The 24,306-nt window shown below is 73.2% G+C and carries 21 protein-coding genes and 1 riboswitch; of the genes, 9 read left to right on the forward strand and 12 right to left on the reverse strand.

Translation table 11 applies throughout. The features are described from left to right. Positions 1-105: 105 nt before the first annotated feature. From MXD62_RS14220 to MXD62_RS14230, 3 genes are all read right to left on the reverse strand, one after another. Positions 106-1,605 carry a class I adenylate-forming enzyme family protein gene (locus MXD62_RS14220; RefSeq protein ID WP_248829746.1) on the reverse strand — a complete coding sequence of 500 codons (1,500 nt, stop codon included), beginning with the start codon at positions 1,603-1,605 and terminating at the stop codon, positions 106-108. 14 nt (positions 1,606-1,619) lie between these two features. Continuing rightward, on the reverse strand, positions 1,620-1,934 hold the full coding sequence (locus MXD62_RS14225; protein WP_071063881.1) for a hypothetical protein: 315 nt from the start codon (positions 1,932-1,934) through the stop codon (positions 1,620-1,622). Positions 1,935-2,134: 200 nt separating this feature from the next. Continuing rightward, entirely contained in the window at positions 2,135-3,628 is a 1,494-nt protein-coding gene (locus tag MXD62_RS14230) for a TetR/AcrR family transcriptional regulator (RefSeq protein ID WP_248829747.1), read from the reverse strand. A 278-nt stretch (positions 3,629-3,906) separates the two neighbouring features. Here MXD62_RS14230 and MXD62_RS14235 point away from each other — a divergent pair, with 278 nt between their 5' ends. Further along, positions 3,907-4,374: an ester cyclase gene (locus MXD62_RS14235; protein WP_248829748.1), complete on the forward strand. Its 468-nt coding sequence runs from the start codon at positions 3,907-3,909 to the stop codon at positions 4,372-4,374. Here the strand turns inward: MXD62_RS14235 and MXD62_RS14240 are convergent. After that, positions 4,326-5,198 carry an SAM-dependent methyltransferase gene (locus tag MXD62_RS14240; RefSeq protein ID WP_248829749.1) on the reverse strand — a complete coding sequence of 291 codons (873 nt, stop codon included), beginning with the start codon at positions 5,196-5,198 and terminating at the stop codon, positions 4,326-4,328. The two genes, MXD62_RS14235 and MXD62_RS14240, sit on opposite strands and share 49 nt — an antisense overlap. A gap of 387 nt (positions 5,199-5,585) precedes the next feature. On the opposite strand from MXD62_RS14240, the gene MXD62_RS14245 reads away from it, so the two are divergent. Beyond that, positions 5,586-6,119, forward strand: coding sequence for a pyridoxamine 5'-phosphate oxidase family protein (locus MXD62_RS14245; RefSeq protein WP_248829750.1), 534 nt, complete (start codon positions 5,586-5,588; stop codon positions 6,117-6,119). Positions 6,120-6,284: 165 nt separating this feature from the next. Here the strand turns inward: MXD62_RS14245 and MXD62_RS14250 are convergent, their stop codons facing one another. The 3 genes from MXD62_RS14250 to MXD62_RS14260 all read right to left on the reverse strand — a co-directional run bounded on the left by MXD62_RS14250 (position 6,285) and on the right by MXD62_RS14260 (position 9,919). Then, positions 6,285-6,971: a neutral zinc metallopeptidase gene (locus tag MXD62_RS14250; protein WP_248829751.1), complete on the reverse strand. Its 687-nt coding sequence runs from the start codon at positions 6,969-6,971 to the stop codon at positions 6,285-6,287. A gap of 341 nt (positions 6,972-7,312) precedes the next feature. After that, positions 7,313-8,932: a sulfatase gene (locus MXD62_RS14255; RefSeq protein ID WP_248829752.1), complete on the reverse strand. Its 1,620-nt coding sequence runs from the start codon at positions 8,930-8,932 to the stop codon at positions 7,313-7,315. A gap of 273 nt (positions 8,933-9,205) precedes the next feature. Next, positions 9,206-9,919 (reverse strand): 1-acyl-sn-glycerol-3-phosphate acyltransferase, encoded by a 714-nt coding sequence (locus MXD62_RS14260; protein ID WP_248829753.1) that lies wholly within the window; start codon positions 9,917-9,919, stop codon positions 9,206-9,208. Between the two features lie 71 nt (positions 9,920-9,990). Here MXD62_RS14260 and MXD62_RS14265 point away from each other — a divergent pair, with 71 nt between their 5' ends. From MXD62_RS14265 to MXD62_RS40695, 4 genes are all read left to right on the forward strand, one after another. Beyond that, positions 9,991-10,644: a TetR/AcrR family transcriptional regulator gene (locus MXD62_RS14265; RefSeq protein WP_248829754.1), complete on the forward strand. Its 654-nt coding sequence runs from the start codon at positions 9,991-9,993 to the stop codon at positions 10,642-10,644. Between the two features lie 106 nt (positions 10,645-10,750). Beyond that, positions 10,751-12,985: an ATP-dependent RecD-like DNA helicase gene (locus MXD62_RS14270; RefSeq protein ID WP_248829755.1), complete on the forward strand. Its 2,235-nt coding sequence runs from the start codon at positions 10,751-10,753 to the stop codon at positions 12,983-12,985. 148 nt (positions 12,986-13,133) lie between these two features. After that, positions 13,134-13,247, forward strand: a riboswitch (SAM riboswitch). 36 nt (positions 13,248-13,283) lie between these two features. Further along, a complete protein-coding gene (locus MXD62_RS14275; RefSeq protein ID WP_248829756.1) occupies positions 13,284-14,882 on the forward strand; it encodes an aminotransferase class V-fold PLP-dependent enzyme in 1,599 nt (532 codons plus the stop codon). Positions 14,883-15,006: 124 nt separating this feature from the next. Further along, positions 15,007-15,774: a helix-turn-helix transcriptional regulator gene (locus MXD62_RS40695; RefSeq protein WP_285224075.1), complete on the forward strand. Its 768-nt coding sequence runs from the start codon at positions 15,007-15,009 to the stop codon at positions 15,772-15,774. A 93-nt stretch (positions 15,775-15,867) separates the two neighbouring features. On the opposite strand, the gene MXD62_RS14285 is transcribed toward MXD62_RS40695, so the two are convergent. The 4 genes from MXD62_RS14285 to MXD62_RS14300 all read right to left on the reverse strand — a co-directional run bounded on the left by MXD62_RS14285 (position 15,868) and on the right by MXD62_RS14300 (position 18,567). Next, the gene (locus MXD62_RS14285; RefSeq protein WP_248829757.1) at positions 15,868-16,500 is read right to left on the reverse strand and encodes an ATP-dependent Clp protease proteolytic subunit; all 633 of its coding nucleotides are present in this window, start codon (positions 16,498-16,500) and stop codon (positions 15,868-15,870) included. Beyond that, positions 16,497-17,219: an ATP-dependent Clp protease proteolytic subunit gene (locus MXD62_RS14290; protein WP_248829758.1), complete on the reverse strand. Its 723-nt coding sequence runs from the start codon at positions 17,217-17,219 to the stop codon at positions 16,497-16,499. Before MXD62_RS14290 ends, MXD62_RS14285 begins: the two co-directional genes overlap by 4 nt. A gap of 244 nt (positions 17,220-17,463) precedes the next feature. Then, positions 17,464-17,922: a MerR family transcriptional regulator gene (locus MXD62_RS14295; protein ID WP_020462400.1), complete on the reverse strand. Its 459-nt coding sequence runs from the start codon at positions 17,920-17,922 to the stop codon at positions 17,464-17,466. 189 nt (positions 17,923-18,111) lie between these two features. Then, positions 18,112-18,567, reverse strand: a complete 456-nt coding sequence (locus MXD62_RS14300) for a MerR family transcriptional regulator (RefSeq protein WP_198145357.1) — start codon at positions 18,565-18,567, stop codon at positions 18,112-18,114. Between the two features lie 589 nt (positions 18,568-19,156). Between MXD62_RS14300 and MXD62_RS39205 the strand changes: the two genes are divergently transcribed. Beyond that, positions 19,157-20,023, forward strand: coding sequence for an NUDIX hydrolase (locus MXD62_RS39205; protein ID WP_308301259.1), 867 nt, complete (start codon positions 19,157-19,159; stop codon positions 20,021-20,023). Positions 20,024-20,267: 244 nt separating this feature from the next. After that, on the forward strand, positions 20,268-22,220 hold the full coding sequence (locus MXD62_RS14315) for a serine/threonine-protein kinase (RefSeq protein ID WP_248829759.1): 1,953 nt from the start codon (positions 20,268-20,270) through the stop codon (positions 22,218-22,220). On the opposite strand, the gene MXD62_RS39755 is transcribed toward MXD62_RS14315, so the two are convergent. Then, positions 22,207-22,809: an XRE family transcriptional regulator gene (locus MXD62_RS39755; RefSeq protein WP_308301260.1), complete on the reverse strand. Its 603-nt coding sequence runs from the start codon at positions 22,807-22,809 to the stop codon at positions 22,207-22,209. The genes MXD62_RS14315 and MXD62_RS39755 overlap by 14 nt on opposite strands. A gap of 437 nt (positions 22,810-23,246) precedes the next feature. Between MXD62_RS39755 and MXD62_RS14325 the strand changes: the two genes are divergently transcribed. Beyond that, positions 23,247-24,242, forward strand: a complete 996-nt coding sequence (locus tag MXD62_RS14325; protein WP_248829760.1) for a DEDDh family exonuclease — start codon at positions 23,247-23,249, stop codon at positions 24,240-24,242. Positions 24,243-24,306: the final 64 nt, after the last annotated feature.

The raw sequence follows: 24,306 nt of genomic DNA on the forward strand, positions 1-24,306 counted from the left end.
GCCGCCGGGGGGTCCCCCCTGGTGTGGGGGGCGGGCCGGGGGGGCCCCCCCGGGGGCGGCCGGCGGGCGGCGGTCCAATCGCCGCGCACCGGCCGCCGCCGGTGGTCAGACGGAGAACGCCTGCTCGAGCTCGGTGCGCAGCACCCGGCGGAGCAGCTTGCCGTTCTCGTTGAACGGCAGCTCCGAGCGGAACTGGATGTGCTCCGGGGTGCGGCTGGACCGGAGCTGGGCTCGCACGTGGCCGCGCAGCTCGTCCTCGGTGACCTCGCCGGAGGTGACGACCGCGGCCACCACCTGCTCCCCCCAGTCCCGGTGCGGGATGCCGACGACGGCGGCCTCCTCGACGGCGGGATGGGTGATGAGCACAGCCTCGATCTCGCCCGGGGACATGTTCTCCCCGCCGCGCACGATGACGTCGTCGAGCCGGCCGTGGACGTACAGGTAGCCGCCCGAGTCGAGGTGGCCCTCGTCGCGGGTCGGGAACCAGCCGTCGTTCTCGATCCGCCCGATGCCCAGGTACTCGCCGGAGACCTGCCCGCCGCGGACCCAGATCTCACCGTGCTCGCCGGTGGGGACCTCCTGGCCGCCCGGGTCTCGGATCGTGACCTCCAGGCTCGGCAGCGGCTTGCCGACCGACCCCAGCCGCGCCCGTACCTCCGGGTCGTCGCTGCCGATCGCGGCCTGGTGGTCGTCCGGGCCGAGGACGGCGATCGTGCTCGAGGTCTCGGTGAGCCCGTAGGCGTTCACGAACCCCACGTGCGGGAGTGCGGTGACCGCGCGCTCGATGACCGGCAGTGGCATGGGCCCGCCGCCGTAGGAGATCGACCGCAGGGACGGCAGCCCCTGGCCGTCGGCCTCGATGACGTCGAGGATACGGCCGAGCATGGTCGGCACCACCATCGCGTGCGTGACCGACTCCGCTCGGACGAGGTCGACCCAGGCCCGGGGCTCGAAGCTCTCGAGCTGGACGACCCGACGTCCCGAGTAGGTCGACGAGCAGGACGCCGACACCCCGGCGATGTGGTACGGCGGGACGCTGACGATCGCGACCTCGTCCTCGGCGGAACCGGCGAACTCGACCGTGGAGATGACGTACTCGGTCAGGTTGCGGTGGCGCAGCACAGCGGCCTTGGGCTCGCCGGTGGTGCCGCTGGTGAACAGCAACACGGCGATGTCCTCGGGGTCGCCGCCCCAGCCGTCGGCCTCCTTGGCCTCGGTGTCCGCGGCGATGGCGAGCAGCTCGTCCCGGGTGACCAGGTGGATGCCGTCGATGTCGCCCAGCCGCTCGGCGACGCCGGCCCCGACGACGACGGTGGCCGGCGCGGTCCGGGTGACGATCGCGCGCAGCTGCTCGTCGGCGAGCCGGTAGTTGATCGGCACGAACGGTTTGCCCGCGATCGCCGACCCGAACAGGGTCAGCGGGACGGCGGGCGAGTTCAGGTCGATCAGCCCGACCCGGTCTCCAGGCAGGGTCTGCAACGCGGCACCGACCCGGCGCGCCTGGTGCGCGAGTTCGGCGAAGCTCAGCCCGCCGACGCGCGGACCGAGCGCGACCCGGTCGGCCAGGCCGTCCGCGGCCATCTCCAACAGCATCCCGAGGTGCATGTGCTTGTCGCCCGTCAGTCCGAGGAGGGGAGAGGCTTGGCGTCCTTCAGCGGGAGCGGGACGTCGCCGATCGACAGCGACCCGGCGCCGGCCTTGGTGCACAGCAGCTCGAGCCCGGACTCGGGGTCGGCGAACCGCTTGCCCAGCGGGGTGCCGGCGCTGAACGCCGGGTCGAGGGTGAGTCCGGCGGGTGCCTCCGCGCCGACCTCGATCACCGGGTGGCCGCCGCAGCGCAGGTCGACGGCGGCCGCCGGCGGCTTGACGACGATCACCTCGGTGTCGCACACCGTGGACTTGTAACGCGTACCCGGCTTGACCAGGGTGCTCACCCGTGTGACCTCCTCGTTCGGGCATCCCACCGCACATCCGCGCGGGGGGGCCATTCTCCTCGCACCAGACTCTCAGAATCGCCGCCGAGATGCCGTGCCACCAGCCGATTGCCGGGCACGACGCCGCCGAGAGTCACCAGGCGTGAGGACGGCGGCCCCCGACGGTGACGGTGGCGGGGGCCGCCTGCGAGAAGCCGGCGTCAGGGTCGGGGGAGGTGGTGTCCCGAGGGGACGGACGCGGCGTCGGCCCGGGCACTGTCGCGGTCGGCGCCGGCGGGCTGGGAGTCGTGGGGGCCGCTCTGGGGGCACAGGTGCGCGCGTTCGAGCACCGTGGCGACGAGGTCGACGATCTCCTCGAGCGGGCGGTCCGGCTCGGCCGCCACCATCGCCTCGGGCAGTCGCTCCAGCAGGGTGAAGAACGCGATGCTGGCGACCCGCGGATCAAGCGGATGCGACCAGCGCGCCGGGCCCAGCAGGGCGGTGTAGCCGGTGTGCAGCCGTTCGCCGACGAGCCGGCGGGCCGCGTCGAGGCGTGGGTGGCACGGCCGCCGGTCGAGCCAGGCCCGGGTGACGCCCAGGTACCGCAGGTGGAACGCGACGGCGTCACCGAGCCAGCTCCGTAGCTGGGCGGGGTCGCTCCCGAGAGCCGGGCCGATCCGCCGCAGCCGGCCGTCGAGCTCGGTGATCGTCTCGATCGCCTCGTCGCTCAGCGCCACCAGCAGGTCGAGTTTCTCGTCGAAATACTTGTAGAAAGTGCCGCGCGCGTAACCCGCCTCGGTGACGATGTCGTCGACCGAGCATTGGTGGTAGCCCTTTTCGGTGAAACATCTGATCCCGGCGTCGAGAAGCCGCCGAACGGTCACCGTGGCGCGGCTGCTGAGTTGCCGCAGACGACCGTCCGGCGGCAGGGCCGGCAGCGGCTCGGTCGCCGGTGCCGGTACGGACCAGAGGCGTTCTCCGGTGCTCGGCGGGCGCGGGGTGGGGATCTCCCGGCCCAGCTGGGCGAAAACACTCACGGGGGTGTGCGGGAAAAGGATGAGCTGGACCAGCACGGCGAGGTTGTCGGTCAGGTGGTCGGTGCCCATCGCCGTGCCGCGGGCGGCCGGCCCGGTGCCGGGGTGTTCACGGCCGAGCGGCGCATCGGCATGGCGCGTGTAGTTACAGCTGCTCACCAGCGCGGTCAGCGCCAGCGCCGCGTCGGCGGCGGCGAGGCCGGTCACCCCCGACGAGGCGAGCCGCTGCGCGATCCGCTCCCGGTAGGCGGCCGAGAAGCGGCTGACCAGCGGCGGTATCGCGGTGCCGGGCGAACTGACGTTCGCCCACTGCACGAACATCGTCGAGTACCTGTCGTACACCCAGGCCCACTCGCCGAGCCACCAGTGCAGATTGTCGAAGCCGAGCTCGCCGGGTTCCAGCGGGCCGATGCGGCGAACCACCCGCATGAGCGCGCCGCCGCATTCCTCGAGCAGCTCGACGAAGATCTGCTCCTTGCTCTCGAAATACTGGTACAACGTGGCCCGGGACACCTCGGCGGCCTTCGCGATGTCGTCCACCGACGTGCCGTGGAAGCCCTGGGATTCGAATAGCGCCAGCGCCGTGTCGACGATGCGCGTGCGGGTGCGTGAACCGCGTGCCCCCACCACCGGACTGGTGGGGCCGTAGCTCGCCCGTCGCAGGATCTCGTTCTCGGACATCCATGTCAGAGTATGCGAACGGATCGCGATGCTTTCCGTTCCGCGGCGCGGAACGCCGTCGCCCGCCGAAAGGTGGAATTCAGTCGGCTTGTCGGCTCCCGGCTGTCTCACCGCTCCTGGTGGACGGCGGGTCGTCGTGGAGCCTGGCGCGGCTCGCCCGGCCATCGCTACGATTTCGGCCGGCTCCGCGGCCGGCGCGCCTACGGCCCGCGGGCCTGCGGGCCCGCGGGCCTGCGGATGCATGGGCCCACGGGCGCACAGGGACGAGGGGGAGGCACGTGGGCGAGGCGCTGGACACGGTGCGGCGGATGCTGACCGCCTTCGACGAGGCGGACGACGTCACGCTGCGGTCACTGCTCGCCGCCGACGTCGTCATGGAGGCGCCCGGCCCGGTCCGGCTGAGCGGGCGGGACGCGGTCGCCGACTACAGCGCCCGGTTCCTCTCCGCCTTCGCCGACCTGACGGTTCAGACCCACGTCCTGGCCGAGCAGGGCGAGATGGTCGTCGAGGAGTACACGCTCGTCGCCACGCACGCCGCGACGTTCACCACACCCGCGGGTGAGGCGCTGCCGCCCACCGGGCGGCGGGTCTCGGTGCGCATCGCCGAGGTCTACCGGGTGCAGGACGGCCACATCACGGAGAACCGCTTCTACTTCGACGCGGCCCATCTGTACCACCAGCTCACCTCCGCGCCGGCTCACCCCGCTGTCAGCTCACCCTCTGCCCGCTCACCCACCGCCCGCTGAGCCGTGACGAAGTAGCCGGCGACGGGCACCTCCGTCGGGATCGGCCGGTGCAGCTCGATCGCCACGGTGGTGGAGTCGATCTCCCGACCGCGCCAGCCGTGGTCACCCAGCCAGGCGGGGGAGGCCCCCTCCAGGCCGCCCTTCCACAGGTCGGCGAACTCCCCCAACGGGGGGACGTTCCGGGCCTCCTCGACCATCTCCTCGGCCAGGCCCTTCGCGTCCTCCAGCGCGAGCCGGCTGCCCGGAGCCGAAAGACGGGTGACGTCGGTGAGCAGGCGGTCGGCCTCCTCCGCGGACAGGTAGACGATGATGCCTTCGGCCAGCCAGGCGGTGGGCTCGGCCGGGCGGAAGCCGGCATCGAGGATCTCATCGGCCCAGTCCTCGGTCAGGTCGGCCGACACGGTGTGACGTTCGCACCGCGGCCCGGTCCCACCCGCGGCCAGGACCCGCTCCTTGAAGGCCAGTATGTCCGGCCGGTCGACCTCGAACAGGCGCGTCCCGGCCGGCCAGGGGAGGCGGAAGGCGCGGCTGTCGAGACCGGCCGCGAGCAGCACCACCTGCCGGACGCCCGCCTCCGCGGCGGCGAGCAGCTCGTCGTCGAAGAACCTGGTTCGCACGGCCAGATAGGCGTTCATCATCTCGGCGAGTGCGCCCAGCCGGCCGCCGGCGTCGGGTGGGATCAGCGGCAGCACGTCGCCCGCCGCGGCCACGAACGCCGGTGCCAGCCAGTCGTCGAACAGCCGGTCCGGACGCTCGCTCTCCCCGGCCCGGATCCACGCCGTGGCCAGAGCCGTCCGTCCCACGCCCTGCGGAACCTCGTTCATGTATCGAACGTAGTTCAGTCCTTTCGCAGGGTACTGACGGTCGGCCCATTGTGGTATAGGTGTGGCCTTCGTCCCGGCTGGCCCGGCCCGGCGGTCGTGCCGGCGTCAGTGCCGGCGTCAGCGGCGCCATGGACACCGGCCCGCACCCGCTCCGGCGGCCCGGGTCAGAGCGGGCGCGGTGGCCATCCGGCCCGCCCGCCGCGTCCGGACGGCGGGTCCCGCGCCGGCCGCATGCACCGGCGGATCGCGGCGACAGGCCCTGCCTGCCCCGGTCTGGCCGGGCCTACGGTGGCCCAGGTACCGAGGGATCACCCCGGTACCGGACCAGAGCCGTCTCGGCGACGCCGCCCGGCGCCCCGGCGGCGACCTACGACCACGGAGGCCGTCATGACGCGGACCGACGCTCCTGCTCCGGCGACCATCGGCGCTCCGCTGGGCTCCGGTGCCACGCAGCGCACCAGCGACCGGGGGAGCATCCCCCGGTCGGGCATCCCGCGTGACCACGCCGGCTTCGGCGTCCTGACCTTCGACGTCTGCGTGCGGCTCGTCGCCGGCGAGCGGATTGGCCGGGTCGCGTTCGTCGCGGACGGCGAGATCCTGGTGCTCCCCGTGAACTACATCGTGGACGGCAACACCGTCGCGTTCCGGTCCCGGGTGGGCTCGAAGCTGTCCGCCGCCACCAACCACAGCGTCGTCGCCTTCGAGGTGGACGGCTACGACGCCACCGTCGGCGTCGGCTGGAGCGTGCTGATCAACGGGTGCGCGGAGGCCGTCCGGGAGGACGCGGAGATCGCCCGGCTCGAGGCCAGCGGGCTGGCTCCCTGGTCGGTGAACCTGGAGCGGCCGAGCTGGGTCCGCATCCACTGGGACTCGGTCTCCGGGCGGACCACCATGCGTCCGCCGACCGCCGACGAGTGCTGAGCCGCCCGCCGAGCCGCGCTCTCGGGCGGCCGCCGAGCCGGCCCCTGGGCCGTCCGTCGAGCCGGCCGCCGACCCGGCGGCGGGGACGCCGGGCCCGGCGGTGCCCCCGCGCGGCCGGCGCTCCCGCCCAGGCTGTCAGCCGCCCGCGCGACGTCAGTCCCGCCGTCAGCCCGTGACGCTGCCGTTCGGGGACTGGCCGATGCGGTGGCAGGTGGAGATGTCCTGCTGGTAGCCGAGGTCGAACGCCTGCGCCCGCTGCATCGGCGTGCCGTGCGCGTCCGGCGCGGACGCCTCCTGGTCGAACCAGCCGCCGCGGGTGTCGCCCAGGCTGAAGAAGAGCATCGAGCCGTTGACCGCGTCGGTCGAGGTGAGCCGGCCCGCGTCGACCGCGAAGCGGGCCTGCCCACCGGCCAGGCAGTCCGCCTGGTTCTCCTCGGCCCGGGACACCGCGCCGAGGGTCCCGCCGATCCGGTCGCCGCGGTGGCCCAGCTCATGCATGATCACAAACGCCGGGTAGGACGGCCCGCCGCTCTGGTCGAGCTGGGCCATGAAGTCGGTGCTGTACGCGACCGTGTCGTCGGTCGTGCAGTAGAGGGCGTTGTCGGCGAACACCTTCGGGTCGGTGACGCCGTCCGCGCACGCGATCTTGGGAATCTCGCCGTTGCGGTAGGGGACGTAGTGCGGCTGGGTCCACGCGGCGCCCAGATGGGCGCGCCAGTAGCCGTTCACCGACCCCGGGCACTCGGCGGGCTCCGAGATCAGCGTGTCGACATCCGCCAGGGTCCCGATCTTCCCTCCGCAGGACGGGGTCTGTGCCCAGGCCGCCGAGGCACCCGTCGGAGGGATGCCCAACCAGCCCGCAAGCAGAAAGAGCGAAAGGGCGAATACGGCCGTAACGGCCTTTCTGGCGCGCACGACGGCCACCGTAGAGGTCATTTCGGCCATCCGGGGCGGGCCGGTCGACTCCGTGGCACACCCGTCGTCGCCGGGATGGCCGCAATGGGTGTGCCCGTATTTCCCGGATTACCGGTTCAGCCTGGACAACGCCGTGCGGGTGACCTTCGCCATGCGGTCCGCGGCATTGTGTGACGGTCGTCCCGTACCCGCTCCGGGAGGCACCGACGGGTCATCCGAAATCCGCTTCGGGCCGGGGTCGCAGCCCGGCCCGAAGCGGATTTCGTCCCGACTCGGTCCTACGTCCGGCAGGTCGCTCCGGCGCATGCGGCGAGCGCGTCCAGGCGGCTGTCGAGGCGTGCGACGAGCTCGGCGTTCGCCGCCCGTCCCGCCGGGGTCGCCAGCAGGTTCGTGAGCTCGTACGGATCGTTGGACAGGTCGTAGAGCTCGCGCTCGTGGACCGCGGTCCGGGCCGTGTCGTACCAGCGCACGTACGTGTACCGGTCGGTGCGCAGCCCGCTCCAGGCTGGGATGTCCAGGTAGTGGGCGACCGGGTCGGTGGCGGCCGCCACGATCGGCTGGCCGGGCACCTGCTCGGCGGCGATGCCGTCGTCACCCTGGCCGCCCGGGCCGGCGTACTGGCCCAGCAGGTCCGAGCGCCACCGCGCAGGGTCCTGCCCGCGCAGCAGCGGCGCGAGTGACATGCCGTCGACGTCCGCCGGGACGGGCACCCCGGCCAGCTCCAGGAACGTCGGCGCGATGTCGATCGCGGCGACCATGTGGTCGTCGGTTCCCCTGGTCACCCCAGGCCCGGCGACGACCAGCGGGACCCGCAGCGACTCCTCGTACGGCGCCATCTTGTGAATCAGCCGGTGCGCGCCGAGGTTGTAGCCGTTGTCCGAGGTGAAGACCAGGTAGGTGTGGTCGAGCTCGCCGGTGTCGCGCAACGTCGTGACGATGTCGCCGACCATGTCGTCGAGCGCGAGGAGCGATCCCATCCTGTTCCGGTAGTCGTTGTCGTTGATCAGGTTCACCTGGGCGCTGCGGACCCCGGCGCTCGTCCGCAGCCACGCGGGCTTGTCGCTGACGTCCGGCTCCTGGTAGTCGGGCGAGCGCGGCGCGAGATCGTCCGTGAACGGATTGTTGCTGTCGCGCGGCGCCGGCGGCAGCGGCAGGTGCGGGGCGGTCGAGGCGGCGTAGAGCATGAACGGCTCGTCCTGCGCCGCCGCCCGCTCGAGGAAGTCCACCGACTTCGCGGCGACGACGTCAGTGGAGTAGTTCGCGGGATCGGACGGGCCGCCGTAGTGCACGATCGTCCCGTTCTCGTTCAGCGCGTAGTTGTAGCCGGTGTAGAAGAAGTTGTCGACGCTGCCGTACCACTCCGTCCAGCCCGGAGGAACGTGGTCGGGCGCGTCCTCGATGCCGTTCATGTACTTGCCGACGAGCGCGGTGTTGTAGCCGCTGTCCTGCAGGTACTTCGCGAAGGTGTGCTCCTCGTTGCCGTTCGCCGCGAACGTCGCCCAGCCGCCCTCGTCGCCGCTGTTGGTGAGCACCCCGGTGTTGTGCCCGTACTTTCCGGTGAGCAGCGACCCGCGGGCCGGGCAGCAGATCGGGGTGGGCGCGAAGCTCTCGGTGAAGGTCAGGCCGGCGTCGCGGATGAGCGCGGCCGTCCTCGGCATCGCCTCCCAGTAGGGCGAGGTGGTCGCGTCGAGGTCGTCGGCGGGGATGAAGACGAAGTTGGGCCGCTGCGTGTCGGCTGCCAGCGGCGTGGCTGCCAGCGGCGTGGCCGACAGCCCGGGCGGCGTCGGTGGCTCCGGGCCGCCCGCGGCGGCGAACACCGCCGCGCCGAGGGCCGCGACCAGGAGGCCGGCCGTCCCGATCCGGGCGCGTGTTCCGAGCGGCCGATGTCGTCCGGGCACAGAGCACTCCCTTTTCCGTGGTTGCGTCCGGCCGGGATTCGTGCGCACCGGCCGTGGCCGCGCCGGCGGGCGGCGGCCGGCCCATCCTGGCCGGCGCGGATTCGAGAAAGGCGAACGGAACATGTGCCCGGGATGTGAGCGCGCACAGCGTGTCCGCAACAGTTCCACGAACCGGTGAACCCGTGAACCCGTGAACCCGTTTGGCCCGCGAATCCGCCAACTGGTTCTGTCGAGGAATTCGTGAGTCGATGCGCTCAGCCCGGTACACGGCGTTCAGGCGTGTGGGTCCGGCCCGCGGTGGTCCGTGGCGTACGCGTCGATGTACTCCTGGCCCGAGTGGTCGGCCAGCACCCGCATGAGCTCGTCCGTCGCGGATCTGATCACCATCCGCTCGGTCAGCGCGGGGCAGCCCGGCGGGCCGTCGGCGAGCACGCGGCGGTACCGGGAGAAGTCCAGGGGGCGGCCGACGATGATCTGGACCCGCCCGCGCCGCCAGCGGCGTCGGCCGCGTGGGCTCACCGCCTCGGTTCCCTTCACCACGACCGGGACGACCGGTGCCCCGGTGGCGAGCGCGACCCGGGCCACCCCCGTCCGGCCCCGGTAGAGCCGGCCGTCCGGCGATCTCGTGCCCTCCGGGTAGATTCCCCACGCGCCGCCGGTCTCGAGGACCCGGACAGCGGCCGTGAGCGCCCCGGCCGCCGCGGCGCCACCGCGGCGCTCGACCGGTACCTGTCCGGCGGCCGTGAAGAACCAGCGGACCAGCCGCCCCCGCACCCCCCGCCCGGTGAAGTACTCCTGCTTGGCCAGGAACGCGATCCGCCGGGGGACGAGGCGGACGAGGAAGAACGAGTCGGCCACGGCCAGGTGGTTGCCGGCCAGGATGACCGGCCCGCGGCGCGGGATGTGCTCCGCGCCGGTGACGCTCGGACGTCCCAGCAGGCCGAGTAGCGGCCCCACCACCAGCAGCTTGATCAGCCAGTACGCCATGTGCCCGCCCACTCCTGACTCGCCCGGCCGGCAAGCGGCCTCCCGATGAGTAGACACTGTCTACTCATCGAATGGTAGACACTGTCTACGTGGTGGGTGAGGGGGCGCTGCGGCGCCGGCTGGTCGAGGTGGGCACGGCGATGCTCGACGAGGGCGGGACGGCCGCCGTCAGCCTGCGGGCGATCGCGCGGCAGGCGGGCGTCTCGCACGGCGCGCCCCGGCGGCACTTCCCCACCCACGCGGCGCTGCTCGCGGCGATCGCGGCCGAGGGGCTGGCCGATCTCGCCTCCCGTCTGGCCGGGGTCCGGGCGGCCGGCGAGGCGGCCGGAGCCTCCCCGCGCGAGTGCGTCGTCCACGCCGGGTCCGCGTACGTCCGGTTCGCCCGCGAGCGGCCCGCCATGTTCGAGCTGATGTTCCGGCACGACATCCTGGTCGGGTCGGGGGAGAACCTCCGTGAGCGGAGCCTGCCGCTGTTCGACGCCTGGACCGATCTCGTCCGGGCCGCGCTGCCCGCGCCGCCCGTGCCGCCCGCCGGAGTGGGCGCGGGCGCGGACCCGCCGGAGCAGGTGCGTAGGCGGGCACTGCTGGCGTGGACGCACCTGCACGGCATCGCCGTGCTCGCGGCCAACGAGAGCCTGGGGCTGGTCACCGCATCACCCGATCCCACCGAGCTGGTAGTCGAGGCGATCGGTGTCCACCTGTGCCCGGATGCGGAGCCGCGCTGATCCACCTGCTGCCGGTGCCGAGACTGTGGGCGAGGATGAGCGGATTCCCGACATCGCCTTCCCGACATCGCCACGGGCGATCGCCGAAGCCCCGGAGTGACCAGCCGTGTCCCGACCCGCCGCCGTGCCGTTCCAGCTCGCCGTGCTCGAGGCCGTCCTCGAACGGATCACCTACGCCAACGAGGAGACCGGGTACACCGTCGCCCGCGTCGACACGGGCCGCGGCGGCGACCTGCTGACGGTCGTCGGCGCGCTGCTCGGCGCCCAGCCCGGCGAGTCGCTGCGGATGCGCGGGCGGTGGGGCTCGCATCCGCAGTACGGCCGCCAGTTCCAGGTCGAGGACTACACCACCGTCCTGCCGGCCACCGTCCAGGGCATCCAGCGGTACCTCGGATCAGGCCTGGTCAAGGGGATCGGGCCCCGGTTCGCCGAGCGCATCGTCGAGCACTTCGGCGTCGACGCGCTGGACGTCATCGAGACCGAGCCGGCGCGGCTCATCGAGGTTCCGGGTCTCGGCCCCAAGCGGACGAAGGCGATCGCCGCGGCCTGGGAGGAACAGAAGGCCATCAAGGAGGTCATGGTCTTCCTGCAGGGCGTGGGCGTCTCGACCTCGCTGGCGATCAAGATCTACAAGCAGTACGGGGACGCCTCGATCGGGGTGGTGCGCACCGAGCCCTACCGGCTGGCCGCCGACGTGTGGGGCATCGGGTTCCGCACCGCGGACACCATCGCGCAGGCGGTCGGCATCCCGCACGACAGCCCGCAGCGGATCAAGGCCGGGCTCGCGTTCACCCTCTCCGAGGCCACCGACAGCGGCCACTGCTTCCTGCCCGAGACCCGGCTGATCGCCGACGCCGTGCGCATCCTCGGCGTCGACACCGGCGCGGTGATCGAGGGGCTCGGCGAGCTGATCACCGAGGAGGGGGTGGTGCGCGAGGACGTCCCCGGCGAGGACCCGGAGCAGCCGGTCGCCGCGGTGTACCTCGTCCCGTTCCACCGCGCCGAGATCTCCGTCGCCGGGCAGCTGCTGCGCCTGCTGCGGGCCGACGAGGACCGCCTCGCCGCGTTCGCCGCCGTCGACTGGGAGAAGGCGCTCGGCTGGCTGCACACCCGCACCGGGGTCGAGCTGGCGGCGGCGCAGCGCGAGGCGGTCACCCTCGCTCTCACCTCCCGGGTGGCGGTGCTGACCGGCGGGCCCGGCTGCGGGAAGAGTTTCACGGTGCGCTCGGTCGTCGAGCTGGCCCGCGCCCGGCGGGCGAAGGTCGTCCTCACCGCCCCGACCGGACGGGCCGCCAAGCGGCTCGCCGAGTTGACCGGCCACGAGGCGTCGACGGTGCACCGGCTGCTCGAGCTGCGTCCCGGCGGCGACGCCGCCTACGACCGGGACCGCCCGCTCGACGCCGACCTCGTCGTGGTGGACGAGGCGTCCATGGTCGACCTGCTGCTGATGAACAAGCTGGTCAAGGCCGTCCCCCCGGGCGGGCACCTGCTGCTGGTCGGCGACGTCGACCAGCTTCCCTCCGTCGGTGCCGGGCAGGTGCTGCGCGACCTGCTCGCCACCGGCACGCCGATCCCGCACGTGCGGCTGACCCAGGTGTTCCGCCAGGCCAGCGAGTCGGGCGTGGTGACCAACGCGCACCGCATCAACCGCGGGGACCATCCGCTGGTGCGCGGCCTGGACGACTTCTTCCTCTTCGTCGCAGAGGAGGCCGAGGACGCCGCCCGGATCACCGCGGAGGTGGTGGCGCGGCGGATCCCGGCCAGGTTCGGTCTCGACCCGCGGCGCGACATCCAGGTGCTCGCGCCGATGCACCGCGGCCCGGCCGGCGCCGGGGCGCTCAACATCGCGCTGCAGGAGGCACTCACGCCGAGCCTGCCGGACCGCCCCGAGCGCCGCTTCGGCGGCCGGGTGTTCCGGGTCGGCGACAAGGTCACCCAGGTGCGCAACAACTACGACAAGGGCGCGAACGGGGTGTTCAACGGGACGCTCGGGGTGGTCACCGCGCTCGACAACGACAACCAGACCCTGACCGTCCGCACCGACGAGGACGAGGACGTCGACTACGAGTTCACCGAGCTCGACGAGCTGACCCACGCCTACGCGGTGACGATCCACCGTTCGCAGGGCAGCGAGTACCCGGCCGTGGTCATCCCGCTGACGACCAGCGCATGGATGATGCTGCAGCGCAACCTGCTGTACACGGCGGTGACGCGGGCGAAGAAGCTGGTGGTCCTGGTCGGCTCGCGCCGGGCCATCGGGCAGGCGGTCCGCTCGGCCGGCCACGGGCAGCGCCACACCGCGCTCGCCCACCGCCTGCAGTCCGCCGGGCGCTCCGGATAGTTTCTCGCGGCTCGCGGCTCGCGGCTCGCGGCTCGCGGCTCGCGGTCGAAGCGCGCGATTCGCCGTCCGCTGGATGCTCCGGGTATTTCGGCCCGGTCTCGGTGTCTCTGCGGTGTCCGTCCGGCACAGGCTGCTACAGTTTTCGCCAGGTCCTGAGCGCCAGCGTCAAGCCCCGGCTTGCTGGCCGGCAACCCTCCTCCGCGGTGGGGTGCCCCGGGTGTGACCAGGCCCGCGGCGAACCCGCCGTCGGCAAGTGCGGACCCCCTCTGGGTCCACCGGGGCCCAAGGAGGCTTCGTCGTGTCCTTTTCGTATGCCACCACGTCTCCCGACGTTGATCGGGAAGGGGCCGCCGTCGGCGCGCTGCTCGACGTGGTGGGGGCCGGCATCCCCGTTCCGCTCGCCGACGGACGCGAGGTCCCGTACGCCAATCTCGACCAGGCCGCCAGCGCCCCCTGCCTGCGCGGGGTCGCCGAGCACGTCGAGCGCGTCCTGCCGTACTCGGCGAGCGTGCACCGCGGAACCGGCTACTCCTCCGCGGTCTGCACCGCGCTCTACGAGGGGGCCCGCGACGCCGTGCGCACGTTCGTCGGCGGCCGCCCGGACGACGTCGTGATCTTCACCCGGAACACCACCGACTCGGTGAACCTGCTCGCCCGCTGCCTCCCGCAGCAGCCGCCCGGCCCGGCGCGGACGTCCGACCCGGGCCACGCCGTGCCCGGCGGGGTCGTCGTGTTCGACCTGGAGCATCACGCGAACCTTCTCCCGTGGCGGTCCCGGCCGGGCTGCCGGTGGGTGCCCGCCGCGCCCACCCGCGCCGACACGCTGCGCGCGCTCGCCGCCGCCCTGGACACGGCACCGACCTCGCTCGTCGCGGTGACCGGCGCGTCCAATGTCACCGGCGAGGTGCCGCCGCTCGCCGAGATCGTCCGGCTGGCGCGGGCGGCCGGCGCGCGGGTCTTCGTGGACGGCGCCCAGCTCGTCCCGCACCGTCGGGTCGACATGGCCGCGCTCGGCATCGACTACCTCGCGTTCTCCGGGCACAAGCTGTACGCGCCGTTCGGCGCCGGCGTGCTCGTCGGACGTCCGGACTGGCTGGCGGCGGCCCCGCCCTATCTCGCCGGCGGGGGCGCCGTGCGTGAGGTGACCAGCTCCGCCGTGGCCTGGGCGGACGGCCCGGCCCGGCACGAGGCCGGCAGCCCCAACCTCCTCGGCGCGACGGCGATCGCGGCCGCCTGCCGGCTGCTGGGCGCGCTCGACGCCCGCGACCTGCACCAGCACGAGGACCTGCTGCGCCGCCGCCTGGTGGACGGGCTGCGCGCGATCGAGGGGGTCACCATCCACTCCCTGTGGGCCGACGGAGACGATCCCGCCGCTGGCGGGGCTGCCGGAGACGGGGCTGCCGGAGACGGGGCTGCCGGAGACGGGGCTGCCGGTGGCGCTGCCGCCGGAGGCGAGGGCCCGGACGGGACCCTGGCCACGGGGCCCGTCGGGGTCGTCACCTTCTCGGTCGCCGGGCGCGATCCCGGGTTCGTCGCCGCCGTCCTCTCCGCCGAGCACGGCGTCGGGGTACGCGCCGGACGCTTCTGCGCGCATCCACTGCTGGGGCGGCTCGGAGCCGAGGGCGGCGCGATCCGCGCGAGTGTCGGCATCAGCTCGACGAGTGCCGACGTCGACAGGCTGCTGGCCGGGCTGGCGGAGCTCGTCGGCCGCGGGCCGCGCCAGCAGTACCGCGACCTGGGCGACGGAGGCTGGGCTCCGGCATCGGACGGTCGCGCGCTGCCACCCTGGGTCGCCGAGCACATGGCGGCCGGTCACGTCCGCGGTCGTGTGCCCGCGCCGGGCCACGCGTACGACAGCGCCGGCCTGCCCGCGTACTCCAGCCCCTGCGGGACCTGAACCGGCACGGGCGCGGATGTTCTCGTCATGGTGCGCGGACTCGCGGATGTCCGTCGTCCGGGCCCGGCTGCCCGCGTACGCTTCGCACGGGGCACTGTCGCGCAGGGAGGTGGCGGGCTTGACGATGATCGCCGGAACGGCGGCCGCGGGTGGCGGTGTCGCTCCGACACGGGCTGCCGGCTACCGGCCCGAGAGCGCCGGCCCGCCTGCGGAGCCGGTCGCGCCGCCGCTGCGCAGGCTGATCGGTGGGGTGCTGCGTCGGCTCCGCCAGGCGCAGGGCCGCACGTTGCGGGACGTCGCCGAGGCCGCGCAGGTCTCCATGCCCTACCTCTCGGAGGTGGAACGCGGTCGCAAGGAGGCCTCCTCGGAGGTACTGGCCGCGATCTGCCGGGCGCTCAACATCAGACTGGTCGACCTCCTCGCCGAGGTGATGGCCGAGCTGGTCCGCTACGAGCCGCTGCCGCTGACGACCGCCATCCCCACCGCCTCTCCTGGGGCCCGGGGAGCGACGGCCGCGGCCGACCTGGATGTCGTCGCGGGAACGCCGGCCACGGCGCACGCGGCCACGGCGCACGTGATGGCGGTCCGTCCGTCCGCGACGCTCGGTTCCGTGGCGCTCGGCGGGCCGGATGCCGGAGTCGGTGCGGTGCGCGCCTCGGTGGGCGTCCATCTCGTTGTCGCCCGGCGTGGCCGGGCGGTCCGCCGGGTTCCGGGCCACCGCCGTCGAGGGGCCACGATCCGGCTCGCCGCCCGACCGGGTCCGGGGCGTCCGCCGGCCCACCCGGGTGCTCTCGCGCGCCGCGGTTCGTGCTGGGCCGTCCAGTCGGTCGGCGCGCTCCCCACGACGCACGGGGCGGTGGGGACGACGGCGCACGCTCAGCGCGTCCGCTGACCTGAGCCCGCCGCGGCTCTCCGCGCCGACGATCGCCCCGCCGCGTGGCTCCGCCCCGGCGTCCACCCGACTGCCCCGCGGCGCCGGGCTGGCTCAGGCCGGCACGCGGCGGACCTTTCGGCTGGCGACGACCTCGTCCACGATCCCGTACTGCCGCGCCTGCTCGGCGGTGAGGATCGTGTCGCGTTCGACGTCCCGTCGGATCTCGTGTTCGGCCCGCCCGGTGTGCTCGGCGAGTATCCGCTCCATCAACGCGCGCAGCCGCAGCACCTCCCGGGCCTGGATCTCCAGGTCGCTCGACTGGCCCTCGCCCTGCGCCGAGGGCTGGTGGATCAGGATCCGGCTGTTCGGCAGCGCGGCGCGCTTCCCCGGAGCGCCCGCGGCGAGCAGGATCGCCGCCGCGGACGCGGCCTGGCCCATGCACACCGTGGCCACCTCGGGCCGCACGAAGCAGATCGTGTCGTAGATCGCGGTGAGCGCGGTGAGCGATCCGCCGGGCGAGTTGATGTAGATCGAGATGTCCCGGTCGGGATCCTCACCCTCCAGGAAGAGGAGCTGCGCCATCACGTCGTTGGCGGAGGTGTCGTCGATCTGCGTGCCGAGGAAGATGATCCGTTCACGGAGCAGCTTCGAGTACGGGTCCATCGAGTATTCGCCGCGGGGGGTGCGCTCGACGACGTTCGGCAGCACGTACCGCGCGGACGCGGCCATCGGGGCCGGGGTCATCGGAGGGCCACCCGGCTGTCACCGCCGCCGGCTGCCCGGCTGTTCGCGTCCGGGGTGACCTGGTCGACCCGAGCGATCACCCGGTCGACCAGGCCGTAGTCCCGGGCCTCCTCGGCGGTGAACCAGCGGTCACGGTCGGAATCCGCCTCGATCCGCTCGACGGGCTGTCCGGTGTGCTCGGCGATGCGTTCCTGGATCAGCCGCTTGGTGAACAGGAGCTGCTCCGCCTGGATCGCGATGTCGGTCGCGGTCCCGCCGATCCCACCGGACGGCTGGTGCATCATCACCCGGGAATGGGGCAGTGCGAACCGCTTTCCGGGCGCCCCGGAGGAGAGCAGGAACTGACCCATCGACCCGGCGAATCCCAGCGCGACGGTCGCCACGTCGTTCGCGATGTACTGCATCGTGTCGTAGATGGCCATTCCCGCGCTGACCGACCCGCCCGGCGAATTGATGTACAGGTGAATTTCCGCGGACGGATCGTCACTGGCGAGAAGGAGCAGCTTCGCGCAGATCGCGTTGGCGATGGTGTCCTCGACCACTGAGCCGAGGAAGACGATCCGGTTCTGGAGGAGCCGGTGGAACACCTGGTCCTCGAACGGGCTGGCCGCCGTCCCCGGGGCCTCGCCGTACTGGCCGGCGCCGATGCCGGTGCCGATGTCGGTACCGGTGCGTGGGCGGTGTGGCCGGCTGTGCCGCGGCTGATACAGGGCATTCATGGTGCGCGTGACCTCCCGCCGGCCCGACGGGGTGTGGGGATCGAACGAAGTGGCCGGCCAGGCCAGCGTCGCCGAGAAACGGGCCGTCGGACGGCCGGTCTGCCCGTGGCAGATCTGCCCACGGCAGAGCGCCGGAGCGGGCGCCGGGATCCGACGCGCCGGTGCCCGGCGGCCGCCCGCTACCGGGCGAAGGTGCTCCGGGAGCGCTCGATCGCAGGACGCCCGATCGCCGGGACGGCCCTGCCTAGAAGGCGTCCGGATCGATGTCGAAGCGCAGCCGGGCCCGGGCGGTGTCGTCGTGCAGCGTGACCATGAAGTCCTCGGCGACGCGGACCTGCTCCTGCAGCGAGGCCAGCTTCTCCTCGGCGAGGCTGACCCAGGTCGCCAGCCGCTCCTGGAGCTCCTCGCGCCGCTCGCGGGCGAGGCCCTCCCGGTCGATCTCCTCGCGCAGGCCGAGCAGCGCCCGCATCTCCTCGAGGGTGAAACCCAGCGGCTTCATCTTCTTGATGAGAAGGAAACGATCCAGAGCGTCGTCGTCGTAGAGCGGATAGCCGCCGGGGCTCTCCCCGACGGCCACGAGCAGGCCGGCTTCCTCGTAGAAGCGGACCGTCCGCAGGGAGAGCGCGACCAGGGTGGCGACCTCTCCGATCTCGTAGACGCCGCGGCGGGCTGAGGAAGAGGTGATGTTGCCTGTCGTGGACAATTCGACCCTTACGTCGGTATCACGGGCGAGGTGACGGTGGCGCGAGCGGAACCGTGCCGGTTGGGCGGATCTCGGTGCGACACTCCCGTAGGCGGGTTCGTGACCAGCATATTGCGGCCGGGCGGCGGCCCGCGTACGCGGCGGCGTTCGCGGTGGTCCGCCCGCGGCGTGGCTCAGTGCCGGGGCGGTTCACCGCTCCGGGTGGTCGGGCCGCTCCTCCGAGCGTGACCGTTCGACGTCGCCGTGCAGGCCGACGACGAAGTCCTCGGCGACGCCGGCCTGCTCACGCAGCGTCGCCAGTTTCTCTTCGGCCAGGGCGACCCAGGTCCGCAGCCGCTCGCGCAGCTCGGCCCGCCGCTCGGGGGTCAGCTCCGGGTCGGCCAGCTCGTCGCGGACGGCGAGCAGCGACCGCATCTCGTCCAGAGTGAAGCCGAGCGGCTTCATCTTCCGGATGACGAGGAGCCGGCTGACGGCGTCGTCGTTATAAAGACGGAATCCGCCGGGCGTCCGGCCGGCCGGTACCAGAAGCCCGGCCTCCTCGTAGTAGCGCACCGTTCGCAGCGACAATCCCACCCGCTCGGCCACCTCTCCGATCTGGAGGGTGTTGCGTCGGATCAGGCTGGGGAGGGATTCGTCCCTGCGCATCGTCGACAAAGCTACCCTTACGTCAGGGTCGGGAACCGTGGGCCGCGGCGCGAACCGGTGGCCGAACGGGGTGACTCCCGAACACGTCTGCATAGACTGTGCCATTGGTACGGAGCACTGTACGACGTCGCAGACCAGGGCGGAAATCGGCCCGACAGGCGATGTCCGCCCCCGGCGCCGGCGTCGGGAGAGGGTCTACCCGCGCTGCAGGGCCATCGCTCCTACGCGGATCGTGACGGTCCGGTGTCCGTGCGGGCGGGCCGGGTGGCTCCTGAGTAAAGGCGCGCCGGCGCCCCACCGGTCGATTGCCAGGTGATCGCCGGCTCATTGCCGGGCTAAGTCGCTTTCCCATCGGGTCATACCGGTGATTGTCGTCCTGCCGACATCGGACGCACGCTGACGATGTGGCGGGCATGACGCACTGGGATGTACATGTGGGTGTCGGCACCCGAACGCGCGCGCGATCGGTCAGACTCGACATGTCGGCGCCGGGGGTCTCCATCGGCGCCGTCACCGCGCGGACGGCCCGACCGGCGGCGGCCGGCGCGGCGCGCCCGCCGTCGGCGACGAGTGGAGGTAGGCGGCAGCCGTGAGCATCACCAACGAGGCGGTCGGGCGGGTTCTCGCGGCGTACCTGACCGCCCATCCCGGTGACCGCGAGCGGTTGGTACCGCTCGTCCGGGCGTCGACGGCCCCGGCCCGGGGTTCGGCCCGGCTGACCTCACGCCGGACGCTGCCCGGCCACGTGACCTGCTCGACGGTCGCGGTGAACGACGAAGGCCGCATTCTGCAGATCCATCACCGGGCGTCGGGTCTCTGGCTCCAGCCGGGAGGCCACATAGAGGACCGCGACGGCTCGCTGTTCGGCGCGGCGCTGCGGGAGCTGGCCGAGGAGACCGGGATCGGCCGCCGCCGCGTCAGCGCGATCAGCGAGCAGCCGGTGGACGTCGACATCCACTGGGTGTCCGCGAGCGCCGCCCGCGGCGAGCCGGAGCACCTGCACTACGACTTCCGCTTCCTGGTCGAGATCCGCGGCTCCGGGCTCGCGCCGGTCGAGACGGGCCTCGATCCCGATGATCCGGAGACGACGCGGCCGCTGTCCGCCCCTCCGCTCGCCGTCCCTCCACCCGCCGTGCCCGTGGCCACAGGCGGCCCCGCCGGGCGGACGGCCTCGTCCCCCGGGGTGGGCGCGTCCGGGCCCGTGCCGCCGGGGGTGGCGGGGACGAAGGTGCCGGGGCCGTCGGTGGCCCCGCCGGGTGCCGACGGAGCGGCTGGGACAGCATGCACGCCGATGCCGGGCACGGCGCAGGGAACGGCGGCCGGAGTGCCGGTGGGGGTGATTCTGCAGGTTGAGGAGGTTGCCGGCGCCCGGTGGGCCGAGGTGTCGGCGCTCGGCGGCCGGCTGGCGCGCCGCGTGGCGGCCGCGCTGGTCGACCCGGGCGCCAGATGCCGATGATCGTTGCCGTACGGGCCGTTCGTCCCGAACGGGTGTAAGCACCGGCACGGTCCGGCCACGCGCTTCGCCGTTCCTCCGATCCCGGGGCACGATCTTCTCAGACCGGCGGTCGGGCCCTGCCCAGGCGGGACGAGGCCCAGGGGTGAACACTTGGACGCGCGACGTCGCGTGCATGACCCCGGACGGCGTCGCACGGTGCCGGTCGAGGCGCACGGTGCCGGTCGAAACGGGGGGAGTCGGGCGGATGAAGATTCCGCGGAGGTTGGGGCCGTTCCTGCTCACCCACCGCATCGGGGCCGGTGGCATGGGCACGGTCTACTACGGAACGCTCGACGGGCCCGCCGGCCGGCCCGCGGCGGTGAAGGTCATCCGCGCGGAGTACGCCGATGACCCTGAGTTCCGCGCGCGTTTCCGACGGGAGATCGAGGTCGTCTCCCGGGTTGCCGGCGCGTGCACCGCGCGCGTCCTGGCCGCCGACCCGGACGGCGACCCGCCCTACCTCGCCACCGAGTACCTCGCCGGCCCGAACCTGGCCGAGTACGTCCGCCAGCACGGCCCGCTCGTCGGGGAGACGCTGCGGACCCTGGCCGTCGGGCTGGCCGAGGCGCTCGTCGCGATCCACGACGCCGGTGTCGTCCACCGCGATCTGAAGCCGTCGAACGTGCTGCTCACCCGGGAAGGGCCGCGGGTGGTCGACTTCGGGATCGCCCAGGCCGCCGACACCGTGTCGCTCACCGGCGCCGGCTCCTCCGTCGGCAGCCCCGCCTACATGAGCCCGGAGCAGATCAGGGGCGGGGGCAGCGATCCGGCGATGGACGTCTTCGCCTGGGGCTGCACGGTCGCGTACGCGGCCACCGGGCGTTCGCCGTTCGGCGGCGGCCCGGCCGACGCGGTGCTGTTCCGGGTACGGCACGATCCGGCCAACCTGGAAGGGGTCCCAGGCCGGCTGTACGCGCTGCTCGCCCGGTCGCTGGCGAAGAACGCCAAGGCGCGGCCGGACATCCACACGCTGTTCCGGGAGATCCTCGCCCTGTCGGACGTCGGCGCCGCGGTCAGCAGCGAGGCGCAGGACACCGACCTGACGGCGTTGGTCAACCAGGTGATCGCCGAGGGCTGGCTGTCCGTCGAGCATCTGGACCCCCGGATCCTCGACCTGGACGTGCGGGACGTGAACCCGTTGCCGATCGTCAGGGCGGCGGCCGGCGGCTACGCCGCCTACGCCCGCTCGGATGCCGGCGGGCCCCGCAATCTGGCCGGTGCCCGTGACCCAGTTGGGTCAGGCAACTCTCCTGGGCCCAACAACTCAGCTCGGCCCGCCAGCCCAGTTCGTCCCAGCGGTCCAGTTCGGCCCGGCAGCCCACCTCGGCCTGGACATCCGGCTGGGGTCGGCAACCCGGCTGGGGTCGGCGGTCCAGCGGTGCCGGTTGCTCCGGGGACGTCGGCCGCGCATGTCGTGCCGTTGCCGCGAGCGGAGTCCCCGACCCTGCGCCGGTCCGGACCCGTGCGCCCCGGCGGGCCCGGTCCGGCCTGGCCCCGGCGAGGTCCGGGGCAGCCGAGCGTGCCCAATCAGCAGAGTGGGCCCGACGAGCGGAGCACGCCCAATCAGCCGAGCACGGCCGGGCGACAGGCGTCGTCCGGGCAGCCGAGCGCGCCCAGGCAGCCGACCTGGCCCAATCGGCCGAGCGCGGCCGGGCAGTCGAGCTGGCCAGATCAGCCGAGCGCGGCCAGGCGACAGAGCACGCCTGGGCAGCAGTGGGCGGCCGGGCAGCGCGGCGCGGCCGGAAGGCGGATTCCTTCCGGCTATCCCGTTTCCCCCGCCGCGCCCGCCGCGCCCGCCGCGCCCGCTCCGGCTGCGCCGCCGGGCCCACCGGAGCCAACCACGGCACGGGGGCCGGCCAGGGTGGGCTCGGGGGAGACCCCGCGGCGGGTTCCGGCGCACCCCGCGACTGCTGTGACGCGGTCGCGTCAGTACCAGGCGCCCGACCCGCCGGTGGTGCATGGGCCCGTCCATCCGCCGTCCTCGGCCGGCGTGCCGGCCGTCTCCCGCCGGGAACGCCGTCGGCGGGAGCGGGAGCGGGAACGGAGGGCGTCGATCCGACGGGCCGCGGTCTGGGTCTGCGACCCGCGCTGGATCGTCGTCCTCGCAGTCCTGGCGGCGCTGGTGCTGGTCGGTATCGCGATGGTCAACATTCGTTGATCCCGGTGCCCTCGCCCGGCGGACGGGCGCTGGACACCGGGCCCCGGCTCGCCGGCCGCCGCGCCGGGTATCGCTCACCCGGGTTCCAGGAGCCCGGCGAGGCCCAGCTGGCCGGGCGTCGCTCCGCCGGCTCGGGCCGGCCGGCCTTCGCGGGCGCCGGCCGCTGGTCGGCGGGGTGCGTCGGCCCGCTCCGCCGCGCGCCGCGGACCATGGCGGTGCGCACCGCGGCGCCGCGCATCTGGACCGTGCCGAGCACCATCTCGTCCACGGGGACGGTGAGACCCTGCTCGACCAGGGCCGATGCCGTCGCGCTGTCGCCCGCGCGCAGCACGTCCCGCACCCGCTCGAGGATTCCGCGCAGGGTCGCGATCTGCTGGGCGCAGCTGGGTGCCCCGAGCTCGGGAAGCCACTCCGGCCACGGATGAGCTGTAATCTCGTCGTCGGGCACGCCCAGTTCGCGTGCGAGCGCGAGCTGTGAGATCCGGTCGGGGATTACCCCTCGGTTCTCCCAGCGCCAGATCTTCTGCCGCTGAGCGGCCATGCTCGCGACGCCGAGCTCGCGGGCGCGGACGGCGACGATGCGTGCCACAGCTTCGTAGGACCAGCCGTGTAGGGCGCGAAGCCGCCGCAGCGGGTGACTGGGCTGGGCCGTCGATTCCGTGAGGGAAAGGGGATGTTCGGTCGGTATGACGAACAATCGTCTCACCTTTTCTTCTGTGCCCCCGCCCTCCAATCGCGCTACGCGGTGCGCTGCCGCCGCTGAACTGCCGCACCTGGTCGTCCCCGACGAACGACAGGTGCGCGGCGGGCCGCGGTCGACGGCACCGGCCGGCCCAGACAGGAATCGTCCCGGTGGCCGTCGACGAGCGACCTAAAACAACGGACACACAATACCATCCGCGATCACGGCCGGATTCGTTGTTTCCCTCACGTTGCCCTCCACCCGCACCAGGTTCGCTCCGTCCCCGCACTGCTCCGGGCAGCGCGGCGCCGAACCGTCGGGGGTCTGCGCCATCATCTGCGGCTGTGAGCGCTGAGGTTCTTGCCCCGCCCGGCTTCGCCGCACGTTTCCGTCGGCCGTACGCGGTGGTGGACGTCGAGACCACGGGCCTGTCCCCGACGAGGGACAGAGTGCTGTCGATAGCGGTCGTCCTGACCGCCGCCGACGGCACCGTCGAACACCGCTGGTCAACCCTCCTGGATCCCGGATGTGATCCCGGCCCCGTCCATATTCACGGTCTGACCAGGCAGCGCCTGGCCGGGAGCCCGACGTTCGCCGCCGTCGCCGACGAGGTCGCCGGCCTGCTCGCCGGGCGGGTGCTCGTCGCGCACAACGCGGCCTTCGACTGGCGGATGCTCGCCGGCGAGGCCATGCGGATCGGGACGACGCTCCCGGTCGAGTGGCGGCTGTGCACGCTGACGTTGGCCAGTCGGCTCGGCCTGGAGCTGCCGAGCCTGCGCCTGGCCTCGCTCGCCGCGTACTGGGGCGTCGTCCAGCGGCGGGCCCATGACGCGCAGGACGACGCCGAGGTGCTGGCGGCCTTGTTGCCCCGGATCCTGCAACGTGCCGCCGACCAGTACCTGGAGCTGCCGCTCACGCGCTGCGGCGTCGACCGCGACGGCGTCACGGTGCGTCCGCCGCGCTTCGCCGCCGCGGGCCGCACGCCGCCGTGCCGTTATCGAAACCCCGGGCGGCTCGATCCCGGTGCGGCGCTGGTCCAGGGAATGCGCGTCGCTTTCAGCGGCCCCACGCGGACGGAACGCGGCGAGCTCGTCGCCCGGGCGGTCGCCGCGGGCCTGTATGTGACGGAAACCGTGAGTCGGCGCACAGGTCTTCTGGTGACCAATGACGCTCGCAGCGTGACCCGGAAGGTCCGCGCCGCCGCGTTGTTGAACACGCCCGTACGAGGCGAGGAAGATTTCCTGGAATTGCTCGCGGCCGTTCGCCCCGGAATTCTCGTCCCGGTTGCCGCACCCGTTCGCCGTGACCGCCGGCCGCGGCGCCCGACCCCGGACGCGTGACGGGCGGGGGGGGGGGCGGGGCCCGCCCGCCCCGGGGGGTTTAGAAAAAAAGCCGCGACCCGCG

It is taken from the genome of Frankia sp. Mgl5 (assembly GCF_023242985.1).
GTDB lineage: Bacteria > Actinomycetota > Actinomycetes > Frankiales > Frankiaceae > Parafrankia > Parafrankia soli.